This is a genomic window from Amycolatopsis samaneae, from assembly GCF_039541975.1.
GTDB lineage: Bacteria > Actinomycetota > Actinomycetes > Mycobacteriales > Pseudonocardiaceae > Amycolatopsis > Amycolatopsis samaneae.
In genome coordinates this window covers 26,964-51,863 of sequence record NZ_BAABHG010000008.1, presented here as the reverse complement: position 1 = coordinate 51,863, position 24,900 = coordinate 26,964, and the positions used below count along the sequence as shown (strand labels likewise).

At 66.6% G+C, this 24,900-nt stretch carries 13 protein-coding genes; 5 read left to right on the top strand and 8 right to left on the bottom strand.

Features of this window, described 5'->3' with window-relative positions:
* The first annotated feature begins 35 nt into the window (after nucleotides 1-35).
* The 3 genes from ABD987_RS21525 (at nucleotide 36) to ABD987_RS21515 (ending at nucleotide 4,065) form a co-directional block, all read left to right on the top strand.
* Entirely contained in the window at nucleotides 36-797 is a 762-nt protein-coding gene (locus ABD987_RS21525; protein ID WP_345396377.1) for an enoyl-CoA hydratase, read from the top strand.
* Nucleotides 798-1,084: 287 nt separating this feature from the next.
* Complete coding sequence (locus ABD987_RS21520; protein ID WP_345396374.1) at nucleotides 1,085-3,004, top strand: 2-oxoacid:acceptor oxidoreductase subunit alpha; 1,920 nt, start codon at nucleotides 1,085-1,087, stop codon at nucleotides 3,002-3,004.
* Entirely contained in the window at nucleotides 3,001-4,065 is a 1,065-nt protein-coding gene (locus tag ABD987_RS21515; protein WP_345396371.1) for a 2-oxoacid:ferredoxin oxidoreductase subunit beta, read from the top strand. The genes ABD987_RS21520 and ABD987_RS21515 overlap by 4 nt, the downstream gene beginning before the upstream one ends.
* 87 nt (nucleotides 4,066-4,152) lie before the next feature.
* On the opposite strand, the gene ABD987_RS21510 is transcribed toward ABD987_RS21515, so the two are convergent.
* The 3 genes from ABD987_RS21510 to ABD987_RS21500 form a co-directional block, all read right to left on the bottom strand.
* On the bottom strand, nucleotides 4,153-5,841 hold the full coding sequence (locus tag ABD987_RS21510; RefSeq protein ID WP_345396368.1) for a sunset domain-containing protein: 1,689 nt from the start codon (nucleotides 5,839-5,841) through the stop codon (nucleotides 4,153-4,155).
* Between the two features lie 22 nt (nucleotides 5,842-5,863).
* The gene (locus tag ABD987_RS21505; RefSeq protein WP_345396365.1) at nucleotides 5,864-6,916 is read right to left on the bottom strand and encodes a polyprenyl synthetase family protein; all 1,053 of its coding nucleotides are present in this window, start codon (nucleotides 6,914-6,916) and stop codon (nucleotides 5,864-5,866) included.
* A 154-nt stretch (nucleotides 6,917-7,070) separates the two neighbouring features.
* Nucleotides 7,071-7,793: a hypothetical protein gene (locus ABD987_RS21500; protein WP_345396362.1), complete on the bottom strand. Its 723-nt coding sequence runs from the start codon at nucleotides 7,791-7,793 to the stop codon at nucleotides 7,071-7,073.
* A 364-nt stretch (nucleotides 7,794-8,157) separates the two neighbouring features.
* Here ABD987_RS21500 and ABD987_RS21495 point away from each other — a divergent pair, with 364 nt between their 5' ends.
* Both ABD987_RS21495 and ABD987_RS21490 read left to right on the top strand, forming a co-directional pair.
* The gene (locus ABD987_RS21495) at nucleotides 8,158-8,676 is read left to right on the top strand and encodes a DUF4365 domain-containing protein (RefSeq protein ID WP_345397474.1); all 519 of its coding nucleotides are present in this window, start codon (nucleotides 8,158-8,160) and stop codon (nucleotides 8,674-8,676) included.
* On the top strand, nucleotides 8,673-9,800 hold the full coding sequence (locus tag ABD987_RS21490) for a hypothetical protein (RefSeq protein ID WP_345396359.1): 1,128 nt from the start codon (nucleotides 8,673-8,675) through the stop codon (nucleotides 9,798-9,800). Before ABD987_RS21495 ends, ABD987_RS21490 begins: the two co-directional genes overlap by 4 nt.
* On the opposite strand, the gene drmB is transcribed toward ABD987_RS21490, so the two are convergent.
* From drmB to drmD, 5 genes are read right to left on the bottom strand one after another with little or no spacing between them, the layout of a single operon-like run.
* Entirely contained in the window at nucleotides 9,794-11,647 is a 1,854-nt protein-coding gene (gene drmB, locus ABD987_RS21485) for a DrmB family protein (RefSeq protein WP_345396356.1), read from the bottom strand. The genes ABD987_RS21490 and drmB overlap by 7 nt on opposite strands.
* The gene (drmA, locus tag ABD987_RS21480; RefSeq protein ID WP_345396353.1) at nucleotides 11,644-15,207 is read right to left on the bottom strand and encodes a DISARM system helicase DrmA; all 3,564 of its coding nucleotides are present in this window, start codon (nucleotides 15,205-15,207) and stop codon (nucleotides 11,644-11,646) included. Before drmA ends, drmB begins: the two co-directional genes overlap by 4 nt.
* A 42-nt stretch (nucleotides 15,208-15,249) precedes the next feature.
* A complete protein-coding gene (locus ABD987_RS21475) occupies nucleotides 15,250-17,580 on the bottom strand; it encodes a GmrSD restriction endonuclease domain-containing protein (RefSeq protein WP_345396350.1) in 2,331 nt (776 codons plus the stop codon).
* A 32-nt stretch (nucleotides 17,581-17,612) separates the two neighbouring features.
* Nucleotides 17,613-21,626 (bottom strand): Eco57I restriction-modification methylase domain-containing protein, encoded by a 4,014-nt coding sequence (locus ABD987_RS21470; protein ID WP_345396347.1) that lies wholly within the window; start codon nucleotides 21,624-21,626, stop codon nucleotides 17,613-17,615.
* On the bottom strand, nucleotides 21,626-24,787 hold the full coding sequence (gene drmD / locus ABD987_RS21465) for a DISARM system SNF2-like helicase DrmD (RefSeq protein WP_345396344.1): 3,162 nt from the start codon (nucleotides 24,785-24,787) through the stop codon (nucleotides 21,626-21,628). Before drmD ends, ABD987_RS21470 begins: the two co-directional genes overlap by 1 nt.
* Nucleotides 24,788-24,900 lie beyond the last annotated feature (113 nt).

Below are 24,900 nucleotides of genomic sequence, written 5' to 3'. Positions count from 1 at the left end.
GGAACCCGTCGCGTGTTCCGTGTCACGCTCAATGAATGAGCGACACCATCCGCAGCGAACACGACAAGGGCGTCGCGCTGCTGACCGTCGACGCCCCCGGCACCCGCAACGCGCTCACGCTCGACCTGTCCGCCGAGCTGGCCGCGTCCGTGGCGAGAGCCGAAGCCGACCCGGCCGTGCACGCGGTCGTCGTCACCGGCGCTCCCCCGGCGTTCTGCGCGGGTGCCGACCTGACCGCGCTGGGCACCGCGGACGAAGCCGGTCTCCGCGCGATCTACGACGGCTTCCTCGCCGTGGCCCGATGTCGGCTGCCCACGATCGCCGCGGTCGGCGGCGCGGCCGTCGGCGCCGGGCTCAACCTCGCGCTCGCCGCGGACGTGCGACTGGCGGGCCCCCGCGCCAAGTTCGTCGCCCGCTTCCTCGAACTGGGCCTGCACCCCGGCGGCGGGATGACCTGGATGGTCCAGAAGGCCGTCGGCAGCCAGCAGGCGGCGGCGATGACGTTGTTCGGCGAGGCGCTCGACGCCGAGGCCGCCGTGCGGGCCGGGCTCGCGCTACGGGTCGTCGACGGCGACCACGACGCGCTGGTCACCGCCGCGCTCGACCTCGCCGCCCCGGCCGTGGCCGCGCCCCGCGACGTCGTCCTCGCGACGAAGCGGTCGCTGGGGACCAGTCGGGGCCTCACCGAACACGCCGACGCGGTCGACGCCGAGATCACGCCACAGCTCGCTTCCCTGGCCTCACCGGCCTTCGCCGAGCGGTTGGCGGCGATGAAGGCACGCATCAGCGGGCGTTGAACGGGCCCGGAAGCGCGGCCACTACGGTCGTCGCGGAGACGCGGGTCACACCGGCCCACACGCTCTGACCGTTACCATCGGTTACAGGTAAATGGGACGACCGGCGGCGCTGCCGGAACGGCACTCCGAGAGTCGTCCACCGAACGGACGCCGGGCCACCCTGAGGTCCGGTACGAGCTAACCTCGTGGAAGGCCGGGTGGCCGGAGCCGACACCACCGGGCGGGCGTCCACCCCGGGAGCCGACCCGGGTCACGCAGCATGTCGGGAGAGAGGGATTCCCTGACCCATGAGCACGAGTGCGAACGGCAACGGAGCGGCCGCGCAACTGGCCGCCTCCAGGCCCACCGAGGTCAGCAAGCTGGACCGGGTGGTGATCCGGTTCGCCGGCGACTCCGGCGACGGAATGCAGCTGACCGGTGACCGCTTCACGTCGGAGGCCGCGGCGTTCGGCAACGACCTGTCGACGATGCCGAACTTCCCCGCCGAGATCCGGGCGCCCCAGGGCACCATCCCCGGCGTCTCCTCGTTCCAGGTGCACTTCGCCGACTACGACATCCTGACCCCCGGCGACCGCCCCGACGTCCTCGTCGCGATGAACCCCGCGGCGCTGAAGGCGAACCTCGGCGATGTCCCGTCGGGCGGGACCATCATCCTGAACACCGACGAGTTCTCCAAGCGGAACCTGGTCAAGGTCGGCTACGACAAGGACCCGCTCGACGACGACACGCTGGCCTCGTTCCAGGTGCACCGGGTCGCCATGTCGACACTGACCCAGGGCGCGCTCGCGGACACCGGGCTCGGCAAGAAGGACGCCGAGCGCTGCAAGAACATGTTCGCGCTCGGCCTGCTGTCGTGGATGTACCACCGGCCGACCGAGGGCACCGAGCGGTTCCTGCGCGAGAAGTTCGCGAAGAAGCCCGAAATCGCCGAGGCGAACATCCTCGCCTTCCGCGCGGGCTGGAACTACGGCGAGACCACCGAATCGTTCGCGACGACGTTCGAGGTCGCCCCGGCGAAGCTGGACAAGGGCACCTACCGCCAGATCACCGGCAACACCGCGCTGGCCTACGGGCTGGTGGCCGCCGGGCAGCGGTCCGGGCTGCCGATCCTGCTCGGCACGTACCCGATCACCCCGGCCTCGGACATCCTGCACGAACTGAGCAAGCACAAGAACTTCGGCATCATCACCTTCCAGGCCGAGGACGAGATCGCCGGCATCGGCGCCGCGCTCGGCGCGTCCTACGGCGGCGCGCTCGGCGTCACCTCGACCTCGGGTCCCGGCGTCGCGCTGAAGTCGGAGGCCGTCGGGCTCGGCGTGATGACCGAGCTGCCGCTGGTCGTCATCGACGTCCAGCGCGGCGGGCCCTCCACCGGCCTGCCGACCAAGACCGAGCAGGCCGACCTGCTGCAGGCGATGTTCGGCCGCAACGGCGAATCCCCGGTGCCGATCGTCGCGCCGCTCTCGCCCGCGGACTGCTTCGACGCCGCGCTCGAGGCCACCCGCATCGCGCTCAAGTACCGCACGCCGGTGCTGCTGCTTTCGGACGGCGCGATCGCGAACGGCAGCGAGCCGTGGCTCATCCCGGACGTCGCCGAGCTGCCGGACCTGCGCGTCGAGTTCGCCTCGGAACCCAACGCGGACAACGGATCCGGCGAGTTCTGGCCGTACGTGCGCGATCCGGAGACCCTGGCCCGCGCGTGGGCGATCCCCGGCACCGCCGGGCTCCAGCACCGCATCGGCGGGCTGGAGAAGGCCGACCGGACCGGGCACATCTCCTACGACCCGGACAACCACGACAGGATGGTCCGGCTGCGGCAGGCGAAGATCGACCGCATCGACGTCCCGGACCTCGTCGTCGACGATCCCAGCGGCGAAGCGCGCGTGCTCGCGCTCGGCTGGGGATCCTCGTTCGGCCCGATCGGCGCCGCGTGCCGCCGGGTGCGCAAGCTCGGGATGCCGATCGCGCAGGCCCACCTGCGGCACCTGAACCCGTTGCCGGGCAACCTCGGCGAGGTGCTGGCGCGCTACGACAAGGTCGTCGTGCCGGAGATGAACCTCGGCCAGCTCGCGCTGCTGCTGCGCGCGAAGTACCTCGTGGACGTCCACTCGCACACCAAGGTCGCCGGCCTGCCGTTCAAGGCCGAGGAACTGCAGAACGTGTTCGCCGACATCATCACCAACCTCGTTCCGGAGGGCGTCAAGTGACCGCGATCGACCTCGGGCTTCCCCAGTTGGGCGGCGTCGACCTGGTACCCACCACCGACGAACCGCAGAAGGCCAAGGACTACAAGTCGGACCAGGAGGTCCGCTGGTGTCCCGGCTGCGGCGACTACGTGGTGCTCAACGCCGTCCAGTCGTTCCTGCCCACGCTCGGCCTCAAGCGCGAGAACATCGTCTTCATCTCGGGGATCGGCTGCTCCTCGCGGTTCCCGTACTACCTCAACACTTACGGCATGCACTCGATCCACGGCCGCGCGCCGTCGATCGCGACCGGGCTCGCCACCACCCGCCCGGACCTGTCGGTGTGGGTCGTCACCGGGGACGGCGACGCGCTGTCCATCGGCGGCAACCACCTGATCCACGCGTTGCGGCGCAACGTGAACATCAAGATCCTGCTGTTCAACAACCGGATCTACGGACTGACCAAGGGGCAGTACTCGCCGACCTCCGGGCAGGGCATGGTCACCAAGTCCACCCCGATGGGCTCGGTCGACACCCCGTTCAACCCGCTTTCGCTGGCCATCGGCGCCGAGGCGTCGTTCGTCGGGCGCGCGATGGACTCCGACCGCAAGGGCCTCACCGAGGTGCTGCAGGCCGCGGCCCAGCATCGGGGGTCGGCGCTGGTGGAGATCTACCAGAACTGCCCGATCTTCAACGACGGCGCGTTCGACGTGCTGAAGGACAAGGACGAGGCGGCGCAGCGGCTGATCCCGCTGAAGGCCGGTGAGCCGATCCGCTTCGGCGCGGAGGGCGAGTTCGGGGTCCGGCGCGGCGACTGGGGTGGCCTGGACGTCGGCAAGGTCGCCGACATCGGCGAGGACAACCTCGTCGTGCACGACCCGGCGATCGCGGACACGTCGTACGCCTTCGCGTTGTCGCGGCTGGGCGACCAGAACCTCAACCACGTGCCGACCGGCATCCTGCGCCAGGTCGAGCGGCCCACCTACGACGACGGCGCCCGCGCCCAGGTCGAGCAGGCCCGCGCCGCGCGCACCCCCGATCTGCAGGGTCTGTTGCGCGGCAAGGACACCTGGACGGTCGTGTAACCCCGGTTTCCGAGGTCCGTGGGGGCCTCCTTGAGGGACCTAGAGTCCCTCAAGGAGGCCCCCACGGACCTTTCCGGGCGGTAAACCTCAGGTCAGCGGGCGGAAGCCGACGCGTTCGGCGTCGCTGGGCGTCCGGAACCAGACCTCGGCGACCATGCGCGGGAACTGCGGCGATTCCTCGGTGCAGTACCGCAACGCCGTCACGCTGGCCTTGACCGCGAACCCCTCGGCGGGACGTCCGCCGCCCGGCCGCGGCATCGCCGAACCGGGGCCGAACGGGCCCGGCGGCACCGCGTCCTCGGCGACCTCGCGCGCGGGCGGCGGTTCGGGCGCGGCCTGCTGCGCCATCGAGGCCGCGACCTGGTTCGGCTGTACCGACGGCTCGAACAGCGATCCGCTGTGCGCGCCCGCGCCCTCCGGTTCACGCCGTTCGACCGGCCGCATCGACGGCTGGATCGGCCGCGGTGGCTCGAATCCGCCGCGCGGCGCTTCCCTCGGCTGACGTTTCGGCAGCATCTGCGTCGTCTCCGCCGGGGTCTCCTCGGGAACCTCGTCGAGCACGCCGCCCGTCGCGGTCTCTTCCCCGCCGCCGAAGGCGTACGCGGGTTCGTCCGAGGCCGTGGCCGGGTGCGACGGCGAAGCCACGTGTTCGGTCGCCTCGTGCTCGCCGAGATACGCCGCCTCGGGTTCCTCGAACGGCGAACGCTCCGGTAGCGGTTCCTGGTCGAACCAGTCGGGCGCCGGGTGCGGCTCGGTACGGGACGACGGCTGGAAGAGGGAAACCGGCTCACTGCCCGGATCGAGCTTCTGCTCCAGCATCGAACGCGGCGGCGTCTCGGCGACGGGCTCGGACCGGAACAGCGACCCCGCGGGCGCTTCCTCCTGCTCCGGCGTCTCCGACACGACCGGCTCGGCCTCGACGGGCTCCGGTTCGTCCTGTTCGGACACACTGTGCTCGGGCGCGAAGTGCTCGGACGCGAAGTGTTCGTGCGCACCGTGTTCGAGCCCGGCGTAGACGGATTCCGTGGTGTCGTAAGCGGATTCCACGTCGTCGCCGTGCTCGGGTCCGTCCGGGGCGGAGCTGAACAGCGATCCCGACGGGGCGGGCTCCTCCGCCCGCGGCGGCTCGACCGGGCGCAGGTACTCGGTTTCCTCCGCCGGCACGCTGAGGTACTGGGTCGCCGCGGCGCGGTAGTCCGGCTCGACCGCCCGCTCGGCTTCCTCGTACGCGGATTCCGGCTCCGGCAAGGATTCGTGCGGGACCTCGGGTTCCGGCTCGGGGAGCACCAGCTCCCCGGCTTCGTGCTCGACGGTCGGGTAACCCGGCTCCGGCGAGAAGACCTGTGTCGCCGCAAGCGCTTCCTCGTCAGACACTGCCTCGTCCGGCACTGCCTTGTCCGGCTCCCGCTCGGCGGGGACGTCGAGGAACCCCTCGGCGATGTGCTCGCGCTCCGGGACTTCCGGCGTCTTCGGGTCCGCGACCGGCTCCTGCTCCACGATCGTGGCGGGATAGGCCGGTGCGGGCGGCTCCTCGTCGGCACCCGGCCGCGCGAAGATCGCCGTCCCGGTCGCGGCGGCGCCCACCACACCCGCGCCCGCCGCGAGCGCGCCCGCGTTCACCGGGGTCCGCGCGGCGTCGGCACGAGCGTCGGTCAGCGCGCCCTCCAGCTCACGGACGCGCTTGCGCGCGGGCAGCACCAGCAACAGCCAGGTCAGCAGCACGCCGATGAAGAACGCCAGCAGGCTCCACAACCACACCTGTCCGAAAATGGACATCTTTCCTGCCCCTTTAGTGCCCTTAGTGCGTGCGCTCGACCAGGTAGTCGGCGACCGACTCGCACGCGTCCCGCGCGGGGGACGCGGGCAGCGCCGCGAGCTCGGCACGTGCTCGCTGAGCGTAGTCGGAAAGGGTCACCCGTGCGCGTTCAAGGCCACTGGACCGGCGGAGGAGTTCGAGCGCCTCGGACACCAGGGCGTCGTCGGCGATCGGGCCGGACAGCAGCTCGACGAGCCTCGGATCGGTGCCCGGATCGGCCAGCGCGTAGAGCATCGGCAACGTGCGGACGCCCTCGCGCAGGTCAGTGCCCTGCAGCTTGCCCAGCTCGGCCGAGGGCGAGGCGATGTCGATGATGTCGTCGGAGATCTGGAACGCGGTGCCGATGATGTCGCCGAAGCGGCGCAGCGCCTGGATGTGCTCCTCGGCGGCGCCGGACATCATCCCGCCGAACCGGCCGGAGGTGGCGATCAGCGAACCGGTCTTCTGCGCGATGACCGTCAGGTAGTGCTCGACCGGGTCGTCCCCCTCGCCGGGGCCGACGGTCTCGCGCATCTGCCCGGTGACGAGTTCGCCGAAGGTCTCGGCGATGATCCGCGCGGCGTCGGTGCCGAGGTCCGCGACGAGCCGTGAGGCGTGCGCGAAGAGGAAGTCGCCGGTCAGGATGGCGACGGTGTTGTCCCAACGCGCGTTGACGCTCTCCGCGCCGCGCCGCATGGTCGCCTCGTCCATGACGTCGTCGTGGTAGAGCGTCGCGAGGTGCACCAGCTCGACCGCGGCCGCCGCGATGACGACGTGCTCGTCCTGCTTGGGCCCGAACTGCGCGGACAGCAGCGTGAACAGCGGACGGAAACGTTTGCCCCCCGCCTCCACCAGGTGCGACGCCGCGTCGTTGACGGCCTGGACGTCGCTGCGCACGACGTCGCGCAGCAGCTTCTCGACCTCGGCCAGGCCACCCGCGATCGAGCGGAGCAGGGGTTCGTCGGAGATCTGGAGCCCAACGGTCGCGCGCAGGTCCGCGAGGGCGTCACCGGGCGCAGCGGGGCTGGTTCCCGCCCCGGGGGCTGGTGAAGGCACAGACACGTCGGCTCCGCTCTCTCATGCACCAAGTCGAGTCGTGCCCCAGCGTAGTAGTAGGCCCGGCATCGCCGTTTACCCGCTGTCCTGCGGAAACGGTGACGAACATGACATCCGCCTCTCGGCGACGGCCTGCACGGCCGCCGCGCAGGGCTCATCTGACCAGAGCCGCGACCAAGGCCGCGGCTACTGTCGCGATAGGTCCGATCACCGTAGGTACGAACATGCTCACGATTGAGACGACATGGTCGCCAAATCTCGGCCTGACCAGCACAGCCTCCCTTGCGACCGGCTTCATGGCAAGTTCGAGCCACGGGTCCGGCCGAACGACATGCGCCACGACGACCACACAACGCCTTGTCACGATTTCCCTGCGTCCGATGTCATCGATGTCTTCCGCAGCCCACAGCAGCCACGTGCCGAGGCCCTTAACCCTGTCGCGACGACGTCGCGGACGGCCGCTCAGCACCGCAAGGTCCCCACTGAGCTGCCACGCCAAGGTAACCAGCCGTCGGCGGCGCCGTGCACGCATTCGACTCATGCTGTACCACTCGTCCCAATGCCAGCCGTGTGCCACCCGAACTCGCGGCTGGACCGGATTCAAGACGGCCACCGCACGCTCGACCCGCTGGAGCAGCCGGTACGGGGTAGAACGCCACGCAGCCAGCTTCGCCACGAAGACCACCATCCACGGCACCGCGACGAGGACCAGTAGCGTCTCCAGCAGAAATATCCATACTGGGTACGCCCGACCAAGCAACTCGTCCAGCACCAGCGTTCCGGCTGCCAGCATCATGAAGATAGCCCAGGAGTGGATGGTGGACGCCAACAACAACGCCGCGCCCTCCCGGCCACGCCGTGCCTCATCGGCCGTCATGCCATGCCGTACCAGAACCGTCCAAGGGCGAACCGACGACGAACGATGAACCGCTCGCGCTCCCCAACCACTCAGGTGCCACAACGGACGAAACGGTCGCCTCGAGGATCCAGCCCGGTTTACTACCGTCAAGTCACGTCCTCCGTCCTGCACAGTCACCATCGACATAGCACCCTCCCATTGACGCGCGTTGCCTCCCCAGCCTCGACAGGAGGGGCAGGGGACGCAATCAACCGGCACAGCGATCAACGCAACTCACCTCATCGTGTGCGTACCGGCAAGCGACAGGTCAGTCGACGAACTACGCCCATACACCTCGAACATCGTCTACGATCGACTCAAACTCTCTCTCGAAGCGGTGAACATGGGGCTGAGCAAGAGCGAGCATCAGGGTGCGTTCGGCGAGTCATTCGTCCAGGTGCTGGCGTCCGCTGCGGGGCTTACAGTGGCTAAGGAGAATATCGACACCCGGGGAATCGATCTGACTCTCGGTTACAAAGGTTTTCTGGGTGGATGGCGCCACCCCAGTATCGAGGTTCAGGTCAAAACCTGGATCCGGCATCGAGCAACGCACCGGAACGGGTTCTGGAAGTACCGGATGAACGCCAAGCACTTCAACGAACTCGCCGGCCAGAACTTTCGGATGCCCCGCTTTCTCGTCCTGGTCATCGTGCCGGACGATTGGCCGGAGTACGCGACCCCTACCCAGGAGCACACCGAGCTGAGACACGCGGCCTACTGGGTATCCCTCCTCGACCAGCACCCTGTGGATCCAGAGCAAGTCAGTACTGTGGCCGTCGACGTGCCTGTCCGCAATCTACTCACCGTTCCAGCTCTGCAACAGCTGCTGGCCCCGTCCGAACCGATACGGGCAGAAGCATGACGCGGCCCCAGTTCTCCTATGAGCTTCTGGCGACCATCCAGCTCGCGGACATCGTCACGTATCTCCATGCGGCGGGGTGGCGGGAAGGTGGGCCTTATAGCCGTTCCGTGGTGTGGCGGTTGACGGTCGATGGCGACGAGGCGGAACTGCTCGTGCCAGCGGATCCAAAACTCCGCGATTACGCCAATGGCGTCTCGGACATCGTGGAAACCCTTGCTCTGGTGGAAAACCGGACGCCCCAAGAGATCGTCCGTGACCTCCGTTCGGCCAGGGTCGACGTACACTACGTCCGCACCATTCCCGATGGCCCGAGCGGAACCATTGCCCTGTCGGAGGGCCTACGGGCGGTGCAGGGAACCCACGATCTGCTCATGGCCGCAGCAACGTCGACCGTGTCGCCCATCCGGCCGAGTGTGCTACCCAGCAGCAAACCCGATGCCGCCAAGGCGATCATCAGCAACATCCGGCTAGGGCAGACCGGCGAAGGGAGTTACGTCTTCCGTATTGAAAGCCCCCTTCCTGAGGCCGGTGTCACCCCGCTGTATTCCTCGCGTGACGCCTTGCTCCACCTCCACCAGGCGGCGACGTCCGCCCTCGAAGCCGCCGAACTCGTGCGTGGAGACGACTACACCGCGTTTGCCGAACGGATTGGCGACGGTGTTTCGGCAAACCTTTGCGAAGCTCTCACGAATTTGGGCGGGCAACGGCAGAGCACCTTCGAACTGTCATTCTCCTGGGCGCCGGCGTCTCCCGTTGCCATCGATACGCCGTTACTCCGGTTCGACTCACGGACCATTCCCGTGATCAAGCGAGGCGGCAAGTTCCTCCGCAAGTACCCCACGGTGGCTGCAGCGACAGTCACCGGCCGGGTGGTCGACCTGCACCGCACCCCGACCGACAAGCTGGGCAAGGTCCAACTGTCCGGAATAGTCGATGCCGAAGGCAAACGACGTGCCGAGGAACGCATCGTGCTACGGCTCGGGCTTCGCGACTACGAAACGGCTGTCACCGCACACCGGGACGGAAACGAACTCCGGGTCACCGGGCCGCTGCGGCACACCGGACGGCAGTCTGAGGTCATCCAAGCGGAAAGTGTCGAGGTCCTGCCCGCGTCTCCTCAGTGATCGGTGAAGAAGCTGTGCCCGGTGGCACCGAGTGTATCTACCAGCAACGCCCGGTCCAGGTACTGGTTCCCCCGCTCGCAGGTCGTTTCGGCCGCGAACAGGCACGCGTGACAGGCCGCGCCGTACAAACGACCGTGTTCCCGGGGATCATGTTCCGAACACAACGGGTCCGAGCTGCACATCTGAGCAGCCTCCAGCGCACGGTCGATGAGCTGGCCGAGCCGTTCGGCGCGACCAAGGGAAACTAAGCCACCGAGAGTGCCCTCACTGTCCGGTGCGGCGGTGTACAACAGAACACCGGCCATCGGCGCCTCGCCAGAGCGCGGGCTTCGCGCATAGATCCGCTCGCCGATGCCTGCCGCACTGTACCCGGACTCGAGCGCCAGCTCGCGGATGAGTACATGCGCGAAGGTATGGAGCAGTACGTAGCGCATCCCCGGCCAGCCGCCTGGATCGACCTCCCGCTGCGCGCACCACTTCCGGTGCGCGGGCAACAGGTGATCCAATTCCCTTTGGCGAACGGCGTCAGTACGCTCCCACTGGGCGATCCGGTCCTCATCGAAGCGGAGGAAGAAGCCCTCGCCACGCATTTCGGCACACGGTACCCACGTCGGGTCGCCCGCCGACAGCGGAGCCTGGCGTTGGTCCTCGGTGTCCTGTACTTCCCACTCCGGCGCGTCGATCCGGGTGAACCCGTACAAGGCGGCGACCTCCCGCAGCCTCGGTATCAGGACGAGCCGCCGAAGCCAGGAACGTGCGTTACGCGGAACTTTCTCGTGCACGGTGGTGAAATCGGCGACATCTACCTGGTCGTTCGCGGTGAACGCGTCCCATTCCGGTTTCTGGAGATCGGCGGGATCGGCGCTCCGGTGCTCTTTTCCACTGTGCGCGGCATGTTCTTTCATGGATTTCCAAACCCGATCGATCCCATAGGGTTCGAGCTCCAGCCAGCACTGCAGGTTCTGGATCATTTCTTTGGCAGTCGCTTCCGGCACCTGTGTGTACAGCGCGAGTGTCGTCCAGAACTCGGCGACCAGATGCGCCAGCGTGTTGTCCGCCTTGGGCACGGTGAACGCCCGCAGCTGCATGGGAAACCAGCTGTTGGTGGCGCCGAGCACCAAGGTCCGCACTGGTAACCCACAGGCCTCGAAGACACCTGGCAGATGCGGGTGCCGCCCACGACAGACGGGGAGGCTGGCCGCGGCCGCTTCGCCGAACGCCTCCGACATCGTCCTGCCAGTCCCGCAAGCACAGGACACAAGAACGCTTGCCGCCTCGCCGGTACTGCCGGACTCGGTCATCTTGAGCGGGTGCCCGGTCTCCGGTGGTAGACCGCGATGGGTGTAGTAGTGCCAAGGAAAATCATCGAGGTGGCCGTGCTCGCACGCGAGTACGAACCTGGCCGGGAGGGCAGTCGGACGTTTCCGTCCGTTTCCGAAACATCTGTGCACGTAGCGAACCGCGTCCGGTCGGAACGGATCCGGATCGAGTTCAAACAGACCGCCCTCGGCCTCACCGAGCTGGTTGCACCGAGAACATCGAAGCCAGCGCGGGAAGAGGGCGACCGGCACGCCGACCTTGGTCCACTGGCCGAAGGGGTCAGCCGAGTTTTCCGGCAGATAGGGTGGGAGTCGCAGATGGCTCACCTGATGTCCGAGCTTGGCGCGCACCGCGGCCAGCAGACGATCTTCCTGAATCGGAGTGCTCGACTGGTCGAGGTTCCAGTAGTCCAGGCCGAGCATGATCACGGACAGGCTGGGCAAATCGGCCATGGCGCCGACGCCGTAGGTGTGCAGCAGCTGGTTGGGGCGCAGCGCGCCAACCCGATGCTGAACTGGGGAAGTCATGATGCGTCGTCACCCGATTCCCCGGCCTCCGCGTCCGGTTCGCTCGGCGGCAGGTAGGGAGGTTCCTCGGCGCGGACACCGTCGACGCCCTGAAGCAGCAGCTGAACACCTGGCTCCACATCGCGAAGCGAGGTAGGGCAGGTCATCTGCCGCCACCGCCCTTCGTTGGGCTTGTACAGCAGACCCACAACATCCTCAGTTCTCCTCGGCTGCTTATAGGCCAGCAGACGGCCTGGAACATCACGTTGGCGCGCCCAGTTGGCCAGCCGCTCGTCGAGTGCTGACTCGACCCGCACCGCGGTCGGCTTGTCACTGACTTCGAGCGCCCGGCGGCGCAGGTAGCGAACCACATGATCGGCCAGCTGCGAGTCCTTGGCGAAATTGAGCGCCTCCAGGTTGCCGTTGTAGGTGAGTTCGAGCTCGCGGACCAGCGCCACCAGCACCCCGGTCAAGCCGCGATCGACAGCGCGCTCGGCGAAGGGCGTCACCGACAGCGCCTCGACGTGCCGGTACACCGTCGCGTGGAAGTGTTCGAAGCTCTCGTAGTGGGACAGGTCCCTCGGCCGTGCCCAGTTGTACACGGTGAACACCAGGCCGGGAGCTTCCCGGGTACGGCCGACGCGGCTGGTCGCCTGGATGTATTCGGCCGTCGACTTGGGTTGACTGCACACCACCATCGCGCCGAGCCGGGAGACATCGACACCGACCGCGATCATGTTGGTGGCCAGCAGCACGTCGATGGGCGTGGGAGCCCCCTTCTCCTTGCGGCGGGGGAAGGTGATCTCAAGCTTGTCGAGCAGTGGCCGGATCTCATCCGAGGACAGCCGCGAGGTGAGCTCTTTGATCCCGTCGTCGGAGACGAAGCGCCTGGCCAGCCCTCGTTCGTTGGCACGCTGCAACCTGCTACGGACGTCATCCTCGGCGATCCGGCGCATACCCCCGAGATCGCGCAGGCTGTTGAAGTACCCGACCAAGGTCATGTACGGGTCGGTGACTTCGTTCCGGCCATACTGCTCGTGCAGCTTCTGCGCCGCCCCCAGCACCGACACGTACACCCGGATCAGCGTCGACTTGATCCGGGCACCATGGGCGCAGATACCGATATAGCGCCGACCTGGCTGCTTCCGCTGATCCCGTTGCCGGGCGAAGAAGTTATCCTCGACCGACAGCCCAGGCGGTGGAAAGATCGCCGTTTCCCGGTTGAACAACGAGCCGATCTGGCTGTCGGCCCGCCGGACGGTCGCGGTGGAGGCGATCACCTTCGGACGCACTGTGCGCGAAGTCGCCGGATCCTGCCAGGTGGCCAGCTTGTCCACCGCGTTCTCGTACAATCCGACCAACGTACCCAGCGGTCCCGAAATCAGGTGCAGCTCGTCCTGGATGATGAGGTCCGGCGGCCTCAGCTGAGCGATGCGGACGATCTGTGCGGCCGGCGCGTGCGGTGTCGGCCGATGGAAATCGCTGTCACAGTCGGTGTTCGCCCGCAGGTCGTCGGTCACCAGCCCATGTCGCTGACAACGCCGGTTGACCCTGCCGAACAGTGTGATCGTCTCGCCACGCCACGGCAGCTGAGCGAACTTGTCCACTGTCCCGATCAGCAGGGACGGTGGGTGGCGGTAGATCTCCTCGTCCACCACCAGCACCGGCAGGCCCTTGCGATCCACCTCCAGGTCTTGGGTCTCCTCGGCAACGCTGCCGAACGGGCAGCTGAGCCCCGGACACACGACCAGTGTCCGCTGGTAGGGCTTGTTCACCTCGATGTCGCGTCCCGCGTCGATTTTGGTGCCACACCACGGACAGCTGGAGAGCTGGTGTGGGGAACCCTGTGCGCGGACCACGGAGCCGCGAATATTCCGGCGTTGTTTGAGCCACTCCTCCGCGTGCTCGGTCTTGTTCGGCGTGACCCGGCCACCGACCCACATACCGATCCGGAACGGCTCGTCACCCCAGGTCCGTTCGTCACCCCGGCGCAGGGTCTCGGCCGCACAGATCAACGTCGCCGCCCGTTCGAACTGCTGGATGGTGAGCAACCGGAGCGTGTATCGCATGAGCACCGCGACACCTGCCCTGGCGTTGTACTCGCCGAAGACCGGCTGCAGGCGGCGGACTGCGATGGCGAACGCCGTCAGGCCGAGATAGGCCTCGGTCTTTCCGCCGCCGGTAGGGAACCACAACAGGTCGGCCACGGCCCGCTCACGATCCTCGGATCGCTCCGGATGCCGGGGGTCGGCCAGCGACGGCAGGTTGAGCAGGATGAAGGCCAGCTGGAACGGTCGCCACCGCTGTGCGGTCCCCGCGTCGACCTCGGCAACGACCTCGTCGAAGTCGCTGAGCTGGTCCTGGCGGCGCCGGGCCGCCACCTGGGTGTGCAGGCGCTGCAGGTACATGGCCCGGTTGGCGAAGGCGAAGGCACGCCGGGCGTTCGCGTCCGTGGTCAGTGCCTCGATACCCGCTTCGACACGCTCCGCGGCACGGGTCGCCGCCGCCAACCCTTTATCCGCCTCGTCGCGGTAGTCCTCGAGATGCCGAGCGGGGTCCTCGATGTCCGCGCGCCGGCGCTCGATCCAGGCCCGATAGCCGAACGCCAGTGGCCGAAGCGCGGTACTCACTGCGTCAGCAGACTGCTCGGCCAGCTCGGCAAGCTGCTTCATGTCGAGCACGACGTCGTCGAGTTCGGGCAGATCTTCGTCGTTTTCAGCGGTGGGCACATCGGTGAACGGGATTTCGTACTCCGGCACAGTCCGGGTGCTGATCCGGATGGCCCGCATCGGGCTGTCAGCAGCGGTCGTCGCATGCACCGCCGTGCCGCTGCCGAACGCGAACTCGGGCTGAAAGCGATACGCCATCGCCAAGCGCCGGCGCTCGGTCTTGTCCTGGCTGTCCCCGCCACGAGCACGCTCGAACCGTGGGAGGAACACTGGGCGCTCCCCTGCCGCGGCCGCAGTGAGTTCGACCTGGAAGATCCACAGTTCCGGATGCCGCTTGCGGTCGGGTGCGGGCTGGCCGTTCTCGAGGAACACCGAGACCAGCCAGTTGCCCGCGTGCTTACGCACCCGGCCGCGGATCACGACCGCGGGCTCACGCTCATCGGGCACCAAGCCGGTGAACTTGCCCTGCTTTAGTGGGACGATGACATCTCCACCCATCGGAACACGCCGCCAGACCAGTGTGCCCGCGGTGTCCTCCAGCTCCGACTTCACCCGCTCGTAACGACCCCATGAAGCGGTTACGAGCAGTTTGCTCTCCTGACCGTCCACATGCGCGGTGAAGCCGAGAGACGAAGGCGTCAGGCTCGTGACATTCGGCGCACTCGGCTCCGGATCCGGGTCGGCGGCTTCGCCGGCCTCGGCGGTGGAGAAGCTATCCTGCGTCTCCGGCTCTACAACCTCACCTCGGGAGGCGAGTCTGCCCAGCGGGTATCGATCGATGGGGTTCTCCGCCCCGGTGAACTCTTCTTCAGCGCCATCCAGCGGGCCGAGGAGATCGTTCACCACGAGCCGTTGCAGCTCGTCGCGGATCTCGCCCGGCTCGGGCGCCTTCAGCACTGACAGTTGGTTCATGAGACGTACCGTAGCGGTCCTCACCGACAATCATGGGAGCATTCAGTCAGTCCAGTGCCCCTTCTGATAGTCCACCGCCTCCCGGCCGTGCAGCTCACGTGTGTTGTTGTTGGTACGGACATAGAAGTGCGGCCTCTTCTCCCCCTTCGCCGGCGTGGCGAACTGTGGCCTCGCCGCCGGAGCGACATCAATGCGCGCGACGGTTCGCCCGTCGATGACCGCCACCCGGACATCGAGGCCGGCAGCGGCGACAGTGCCTATCGTCCGGACCACCAGCTCGGTGAGCCACAGCATCCAGCCGTCCAGATTCTTCTTCGCGACGAACGGGAAATCCTCTTCGATTCCAACGATCGAGCCGTCGTCGGCCACGCCCACCAGCAAGGTGCCGCCATCGGCGTTCATGAACGCGGTGATCGATTTGACGATCACCCATTCGACGCCGTCGTCTTTTTCTCCGGTTTTCAGGCTCTTCCGGCCGGTTGACTTGAATTCGACAACTTTGCTCTCGTCCGCCTTGATCAACGCTTGGATGCCCTCGCGCACCCGCTCGGCATCCCGGCTCGTGCCCGCGAATGGACTTTCCGAGCGGTCGGCGGACCGGTTGACCGGCTTCCCCATCGCCTCCTCGATCTGCTTGAGCAACCGCTCGAAGCGGGCGTTGAAGAACGTCGAAAAGTCGTCCGCGCGCACCGCGACCGTGTCGACGCCGTGCGAACGCAGGATCGCGTCCAGGTAGGCGGCGTCCACCTGGTCCTGGCTCTCGATCCGGGCCAGGTACTTGCTGGGCGCGTCACCGCGGACACGGTGGTTGGTCCGGGCATCGAACGCGGTCTTGTTGACGATGCTGTCGGCGACACTCATCGGGATATCGTGCGCGGCGCACCATCGCTGGGGAAAGATGTGATAAATGTCGATAGCGTCGTCCAGATAGGCGGTGACGTCGATCGTTTTGCCGGTCCGGAAATCCCGCCCGCCCCGCTTCATCAGGAGCGCGTAAATACCCTTGTAGGCGGCGCTGTTGCGCGTGCGGAGCGTGAGCAGACGGGCGGCCTGGAACTGGGCTTCCCGTACCGTGCCCGGCTCCGGTCCGTCCTGGCCGATCCACGCAGTGACGTCCTGCAGATCGTTGGCGAACCTCGTCTCGGTCGAACCGCCGTACATCTCGCCGAGCACACCGCACCAGTACCACTGTTGCAACATCTGCTGGACGTGCGGCCGGTCGACAGCGTCACCGAGCGCGACAAAAATCGCGGTCAGCGGCACCAGCTGGGTGGCGTAGGGCACGTCGTTCGCGCGATACACATGTTCGCCATGCAGGAAACGCACGACCCGCCGCAAGGCCTCGGTCGCCTCGTCAGCCCACTTCCGGTAGTCGGCAAGCTCCAGCCGCAAGACGTCTCGCCGCTTGCAGGACACAGCGGATGCCTTGTCATCACCGGGTTTGTCCGCGAGCTCCCGCTTGCGCCGGTCGAAGGTGGCCAGCAAAGTCAGAATCTGCAGGAAGTCGGTGGCCTCGAACCTGCGCAACAGCCGCTCCGCGCCGAGCAGCCGTTTGCGTTCATCCCAGTCGGCCCGCAGATTGAAGTCGTCGGCCGCGTAGGTGGCGGTGAGCAGCTCGAACACAGTCAGCGAGACGCCGCCGGTGTTAACCTTCTCGAAGACCTGACAGACCGCTTCCTTGGGGGTGGACCGGATGAGCGCAATCGTCGGAACTTGGTACTGGTAGAAGGCGTTGATAACCGACTCGTGGAATGTGCGCCAGATCTGGAGGCGCTCATCGCGTTCCCCCGGACCGTTGTCAACGTAGGCGTAATGCCATGACATCGTCTCGGAGTAGTCCATGACTCTGTCCAGCGGGAATATCCCCGCGGCGACCTGAGCCTCAGTCGTCGACACGTCCAGGGTTACGTCGCCACGGAATGTCTTCACTAGACCGTCGCCGGGCACACCTTTGATGGCGTCCTCGCGATCGCACGCCGGGTCGATGCAGGCCTTGATGTCGGCGAAGTAGCGGCGCTCCAGGGGATTGTTTCGTGCATCCGTGGTCGGCACCGGCGCACCGGAACGCAACGCGAGGTAGAGCGAGGTGATCCGCTGCTGGCCGTCCAGCAAGAGGAACTCCGGCTCGACCGAGCCGCGCAGTTCGACGCCCTGGAGCGGCCGGGGCCGGAACCGGACGTCGGGGTTTCCGGTCTGGAGCGTCATGACCGCACCGATCGGGTAGGACAGCGACAGCGACGCCAACAGGCTGGAGATGTGATTGTCGTCCCACACCCAGCCCCGCTGAAAGTCCGGCAGCTGGAGCTTGCCCGACTTGGCCTGGTCGAGCAGCTGCGCGAGCGGCACCTCGTCGCTGGTGAACTTCTTTTCCATGATCCCTCTCCTGCCTCCCCCGCCGGGCTCGCTCAGAAGAGCGAACCATCCGGCGCGAAGAGGCCATCCAACGGTTGCTGCTGCTCGACGGTTTTCTTGGTGCGCTTGGGTTTGGTCTTCTTCTTGCGGTGCAGACCCTGACGCTCCTCCTCGGCGTGGCGCTCGAAGTTGAGTTCGAGCAGCCTGTCAAGGATCTCGGTCTGGGCATCCGGGGCGATGGTGAATCGCTGGCCCTGACGGGTCTGATGGAAGCTGTGGCCGAGGTCGAGGTCCGTCCAGCCGTAGGCCTCGGCGGTGGAGAGGTCGACCTCGGTGTGGATCTCCCGCAACCGGATGATGTCACTGTCCTGGTTGGACTCGTTGTGCACCAGGTTGTACAGCTTGGTCAGGCCGAGCTGTCGTTCCAGCATCACTGACCGCCGGAACGTGTCCAGTTCCTCCCCAACCCGATCCATCCGCTCCGTCAACACCGGCTGCGGAAACGTCTCGAAGACATCGGAGAGCGAGTAGTTCAGACGAGTCTCCAAAGTGGACGACCGCCTCCATGCCCAGAAACTATGCAGCGCGCTGGACAATAGGGTCAAGTGTGCCGACTTGCCGACTGCGAAGATGCCGAGCTTATGCGAGAAGACTTGCCTCCTCGGCACCCACATCGGAAGTGCGGTCTTTCCAACTAACGCGACAGCTAGAACCCGATCGAGTCCAGCGATTGCATCATAAAGCTCTTTGCGAATTCTCCAATACTGCCACCAGCGATCCGCTAGGCCCGGGTATGAATTGTTCGACCTTTTAGCGCGCACAGGCTTGACAGTTACTTCAGCATACTCGAACACCCGTCGATAAGACTGGGCATCCCTCAGGCTTCGATCATGAAAGTTAATTACCCATCTACTTGCAGAGCAATCCGGGGAAGAGTTTAGATCTTCGCCGTTCAAATATGGAAACAGGATCTCGTGATTACGGGAATCTGCGGCAATAAAATTGCGAGCAGAGTCTGATGTCAAGGCAAAATAGTCACTATCCAGAACCAGTGAACCCTGGAACGACTGATCCGCATTGGCGACCAACCGGTAAGGGTTACCAGACACCCGTGACCTAGGATCGAGCGAGGGGGTGATGGCGTGGACCTGGCGGCCGTCGAGCAGGATAACTTCGCCAAGCTTGGTTTCCCCCACCCAGACCAAGGAAACCTCCAGTGATGCCGTCCCCGGCCATGGCTGGGATTTCACCGCGCGATAGACGCTCCGACCCCGTTCCACGATCTGATCGAGACCGACTTCGCGAGTGTCACCCTGCGCAATCGTGTTCGTGGCGATGATGCCAATCCTGCCCTCGGACGCAACCTCGACATTCCGCAGCAGGAAATACGAGCAAAGATCGGCATTCCCCGGCTTGTCCCTGCCGACGTACGTCTTCAGGTACTCCCGGACATCCTTGCCTACCGCACCACTGACCCGCTTACCGCCGATGAACGGTGGGTTGCCCACGACAGCATCGAAGCAGCCACCGTTGCCCATCACCTCGGGAAACTCCAGCGGCCAGTGCAGCGGCCGGATCGGCTCAGGTCGCGGCCCACGCAACCACTCGCCGATGATCCTCTTTAGCTCCCGTTCGACCGCGGAATCCGAATCCTCCTCGTGCAGCAACGCATCGACGCTGTCGGCGATGCCGTCGAGCCGGCGTTCGTAGGCAATCTCCTCGGCCGGATCATCCTCATACCACGGCCCACTCTTGACCACAGTGGACAGTGCCGCGCCCACCACCGCATCGGCGGCGATCCGCAGCTTCCGCGTCAGCCACTCCGCGTTAGCCAGCAGCTCCGCCTTCTCGGCCGCGTCCCGCGCGTCCTGCACAACGCTGGCCTCGATTTCCTGGCGCAGGGAAACAACGTCCGAGAGCACGAGATCGATTCGTTCGTTGAGGTACCGGAACAGGTCCGTCCCCGCGCTCTGCCCACTCGACGCGTCGAGGTGAAACGACACGAGCTGCCGCTCGTTGAGCAAGCCGATCAGCGAATCCCCACACCGCAACGCGTGATCCAGGAAGCCGAACGGCTTGTCCTTGGCCAGCGTGACCAGCCACAACGACAGCTTCGCCAGCTCGACGGCCATGTCATCACGATCGACGCCATACAGGCAACGCGCCGCGACGAGCCGCCGCGCACCGAGCAACAGCCCCTCGCGATCGTCCTTGTCGTCGAGCAACGTGGCGACCTCGTCGGGTACGCCATCCCGATCCCACGCTTGCACGAGCCGTTCGGCGAGATAGCGACAAGCCGAGACGAGAAAGGCACCGGACCCCATCGCCGGGTCCACCACGTTGAGCTTCAAGAGGTCCGCGGCGGGCTTCACCCGCCAGTCGGCGGGCTCGGCACCCTGCGCCGGCCCAGGATCGAAACACAGCGGTGCCAAGGTGTGCTCGACGACCTCTTCTGCGAGCTTCCGCGGCGTGTAGTGCGTGCCCGTCGACCGTCGATCGCCGACCTGGGTGAACAGCACGGACCCCGCCGGGAACACGGTCGGCTTGCCACGCAGGTCCTCGCGCAAGAGCCCCCAGAACGGACGCGCGCGCTCGGCGAGCGCGTCGTCGTTGTCGAACGCCGCTCGAAGGTCGGCCATCTGATCCAGCGTCGGTTCCGCCGCCAGCCACTTGTCGAACTGCTTCGGCGTCGCATCGCATCGAGTCCGCAGCTGATCCTGTCCGAGAAGAGCTTCCACCTCGCTCAGCGGCAGCTCCGGCTCCAGCTTGCCTCGCAACCCGATGTACGGCTCAGCGACCTTCTTGCACGAGAACTCCAACAAGCCCTCGTACACGTGCCCGATCTGTTCGACCCCGAGCCGGGCATAGCTCAGCTGCTCGGGTGCTTTGCCTCGATGCTTGAGCACCAGCAGCGCGTCCAGAATCTCGTGCATCACCTGATCACTGACCTCGACCGCGGCCAGCCACGGGTAGCGGCGCGGGTCGAACAGCGAACCACCGTACGCAGGAATCCGCAGATCCGGATGCTCACAGCCCCCGTGGATCGCGACGAAGAGTGCTAACAGCCGTGGCCATGCCGCCCGGCTACGGTCGGCCACCTCGTCGCCGTACCGGCTCCGATCGGCCGTCAGCTGCTCGTGCAGCGTCGAAACCGCATAGCCGAGCGCGTAAATCGGGTCCGTGACCGGCAGCAGCCGCTGTTCCTCGGCGGACAGCAGGAACACGAGACGCATCAACACCGTCAACGCGCCGCGGTAGATCTCCCGTTCCGGCACATCGGCCAGCAGGGCTCCACCGCTTTCCCGGTCCCGGAAGGCGATCTCGGCGACGAGCAGCTCGACGGCCTGCCGCACCTGGTTGCCCAGCGTCGTCGTGACGTGCGCGTGTTCCTCAGCGCTGCGGGCGAAAAGGCCGGCCAGACTGGTGGAGTGCGTACCGTCCGCGTGGGTTGGCGCGGGCAACACTCGGGTTGCCGCACAGAGCGAAGCCAACGCTCGCGGCAAGGCCGGTTCTTCCGACCACAGGTCCGCGTCGAACACCGCGGTACTGGTGGTCTCACCGGGCCGGGCGTGCACCAGCACCCACAGGCGGCCGTTGGTGAGCAGCGCGAGCGGCACCCGCGCATCACGACAGACCTGCGCCGCTCGCTCCGACAACGCGGGTCGGCCGTGTACAGCGGTCGTCAGCGGCTCGTCGAAGGAGCGCCGGTAGAGATGCATCCTGGTCGCCCCGCCCTGACTGAGCAGCGCGTCGGGCCGAAGCCCGCGAAAGTCCGCGGACGACACCGCATTGTCCTGGATCATCGCTTTCGGGTAGCGAAGGACTTCGGTCAGGATCAGCTCCTGCCAGCGCGGTCCGAGGAGGTCCGGCGCCGCGGCCAGTTCCGCCCAGCCCTGCCGTACCCGGGCGCGAGTCTCCTTCGGGATTTCCTCAAGCCCTTGCGGAAGCGCGTCCGCGAGCACGGGGAGGGCGAGGAACGGACCTTCCGGGCGTACCAGGGAAAGCCATTCCGCGTGCTGTTCCGCCACGCTCGGCGGACGCGGAATCCTCGGCTTCGCGGCGGCCATCAACGCATACCCTTCACGATCGACTCGGGGACGAGGAATTCGACCGCGGCGGGGAACCAGCGCGCCACCGGGTCGGCGTACCGTCGCCGCAACGCCGCGATCTCGTCCTCCCGCTGGTCGGGGATGGCCTCCAAACGGGCCAGCAGCGCCTCGTGGTCCGCGTGCAGCTGATCCCGCTCGTCGTCGAGGTTGAACAGGCTGCCCTGCTGCCAATGGTCGGTGGCATCGAGCGCTTCACGGATCGACTGTACGAGCTCGTCGAGTACGACACCGATCCCGGTGACCTCCTCGTCGCACCGCTTGCGCAGCAACGCCTCCATGCTCCTCGTCCGATCCGCCGCGCGCCGGGCGAGAAGCTTCGCGAGCGGATCGCTCAGCTCGGGCCAGAGCTCGTCGAAGCGGGCATGCAGCTCGTCAGGCACCGCTTCGGTCGACGCCGCGGCAAGCCAGCCCGTCAGTTCGTCGGCCGTGGCCCGACGCAACTTCCCTTGATCGATCACGCCCCCCGCGGCCATGACCTCTTCGTGCAACCGGGTTCCCTCCGCGCCGGTGACGACGACCCGGCCATGCGCCACCACCGCGGGCAGCAGCAGGCGATCGCCGGGCACGACCCTGGCTGTCACCCGGCTGAGCTTGCCCCTCGGACCGCCGTCGGCGCGCGCCTGGGCCCACAGCTCCGCGCGGAGCAACCGCAGGCACATCTGCACCAGCTGATGGCCGAGATGCAGCAACACGACGTCGTGCCGGCCAGCGACCGCGTCCTGGTCGAAGGTCACCAGCCGTTCTTTGCCGGTCAAGGCGTGATAAAGCCCGGAGTTCCGCGCCGAAGCCCAGGCCCCTGGCAACTCCGGCAAGCGGAAGACCGGTGCGGAAAAGCCCTTTGGCGGGGTCGCGGGCTCCAGCTCGCGGCGATGGGCCAGTCGCAGCGCCGTCCGCACCACCTGCTCCACTGTCTCCGGCGTCAAGTCCAGCTCGGTACGGCTTCCGGCCAAGGTCTCGGTCAGTCGCTGGAGGTCGCGGGCCAGGTCGCGTTCCACCTTCAGCCGCGCCCGCGACGCGCGTTTCCTGATCTCGGTGTCCGCCATCACCCAGCCGGACTGCTCGCCGAGCATCTTGCGCTCAACCTGCGCGGAGATGACCTCACCCGCGCTCCCGAGGTCCTCCCGGATCTGCTCGACCTTCTCCACCGCGATGCGCAGAAAGTCCAGCTCGTCTTCGAGGGACCCCTCCCCGAAACTCGCGGTTTCCCAGCCCGCGGGCACGAAGTGCCGCACCTCCACCTCGTCCGCTCGCTGTCCGTGCCGATCGACCCGGCCGTTGCGCTGTTCGAGCCGGTTCGGGTTCCAGGGGATTTCCCAGTGCAGGATCCGGTGGCACTGGTCCTGGAGGTTGATGCCCTCGCTCGCGGCGTCGGTGGCGATCAGGACTCGTACGTCGTCGAGTTCAGGCTCCGCAGTGAACCTGGTCTTGACCTCTTCGCGTTTCTTCTCGTCCTGGCCGCCGTAGAGCAGTTCCAGCCGCTCCTTCGGGTATCCCGCCTGAATCAGCTGCTGATACAGCCAGCGCTGGGTGTCGCGATACTCGGTGAACACGATGACGCGCTCCGGCCCCCACTCGCCATCGGGCCGCACGATCGGGTCCAGCCAGCCTCGAAGCTGGTGGATCTTGGCGTCCGGCCGGTCGATCGCGGCTTCGGCCCAGTTCTGGAGCTCGTCCAGCATCCCCCGTTCGGCGGAAGTCAGCGGTGGTGCGCAGCCACGCACCGCGCTGAGCGCGGCCGCCTCCGCCTCGGCGTAGGCGGCGTCGTCCTCGGCAGTCTCGTCGAGGCGCTCGATCAGCGGCAGCAGTACCTGCCTGCCCCCGGTTCGTTCCTCCCGGCCGGCCATGGTTTCGAGATGTTTCTTCACCGTCTCGGCAAGCGCTTTCGGCGAGGAGAACATGCGACGCTTCAGCAGCGTGGTGACGAAGTCCGCCGCGGACCTCGACGCCTTGTCCATCGCCGCGGTGGCCTTCCGGCTCTCGGCATACCGGGCGAGCAGGGCGTGCGCCGCCCGGTCCTCCGGTGAATAGTCCAGTTCCAGGTACCGGATCTCACGACGAGGAAATCGGTTCGTACCGTCCCAGTTTTTCGGCAGCGTGCTCTTCAGTCGCCGGATCATGATCTTGGCGAGCTGATCGTCGGCCGGCTTCACCCCGCGGGCGAACCGCTGGTCATCCAGCATCTCCAGCAACGCGGTGAAGGACTCCAGGTACCCGTTGTGCGGCGTCGCCGACAGGAACAGCCGATGCTCGCAATGCGGCGCGAGCGCGCGGATCGCCTTGGTCCGCAACGAATCCACCGCATACTTGCCCCGCCCTGATGGCGCACAGTTGTGCACCTCGTCGACCAGCAGCAGGTCGAAGGCGCGCGGATAACGCGGCGTGGGCGGCAGCACCTCCCGGAGCAGCCGCATCGGCCGTTCCCTCTTGAGCCAGTCGACGCTGACGATCAACCGCGGATAGTGCGTCCACGGATTGACGTACAGCCCGCGCTGGCGGCGGAGCTGCTTCAGCAGTCCGGCGTCGACGATTCGGAAGTCGAGCCCGAACTTGTCCCGCATTTCGTCACGCCACTGGAATGTCAGCCCGGCTGGGCAGACGATCAGCATAGTGCGTGCTCGGTGCCGGAGGAAGAGCTCCTGGATGACCAAGCCCGCTTCAACGGTCTTCCCCAGCCCTACGTCGTCGGCGATGAGCAGGTTCGTCCTCGGCATGGACAGGGCACGAACAACCGGATCGAGCTGGTAGTCCTCGATCTGAATGCCGGATCGGAACGGTGCCTGCAAGGCAGTGGTGTCCGCGGAAGCGATGGCGCCCCAGCGCACAGCGTGCAGGAACGCGGCCAGCTCGGTGGGATCGTCGAAGCCATGTTCTGGACTAGGCAGCACCGTAGAGTCGTGGATCAACGTGCCGGGCTCCAGCTCCCAGACTACGCGGAGTTCCTCGTCGTGTGCATCGTCCTCGATGCTGGCCAGCGTCACCAGATGCGACGCGCGGGCGGAGAGAACATGCGGATCACTGCTGGTGACTGCGCCTCTCGCAACATCCGCCGCCACCCACTGCCGATTTCGTACCGTCACCAGCTGCCCCGGTGCGGGAACAGCAACCGCCCGGTCGCTCATACTCACTCCGCCCTCCCCGAACCGCCCACACAATTCTCATACCTGGATACCATGCGTGACTGAGAGGTCGTAACGTCAACCCAGGCCGTTACGAGATCGAGGGGACGCAAGGG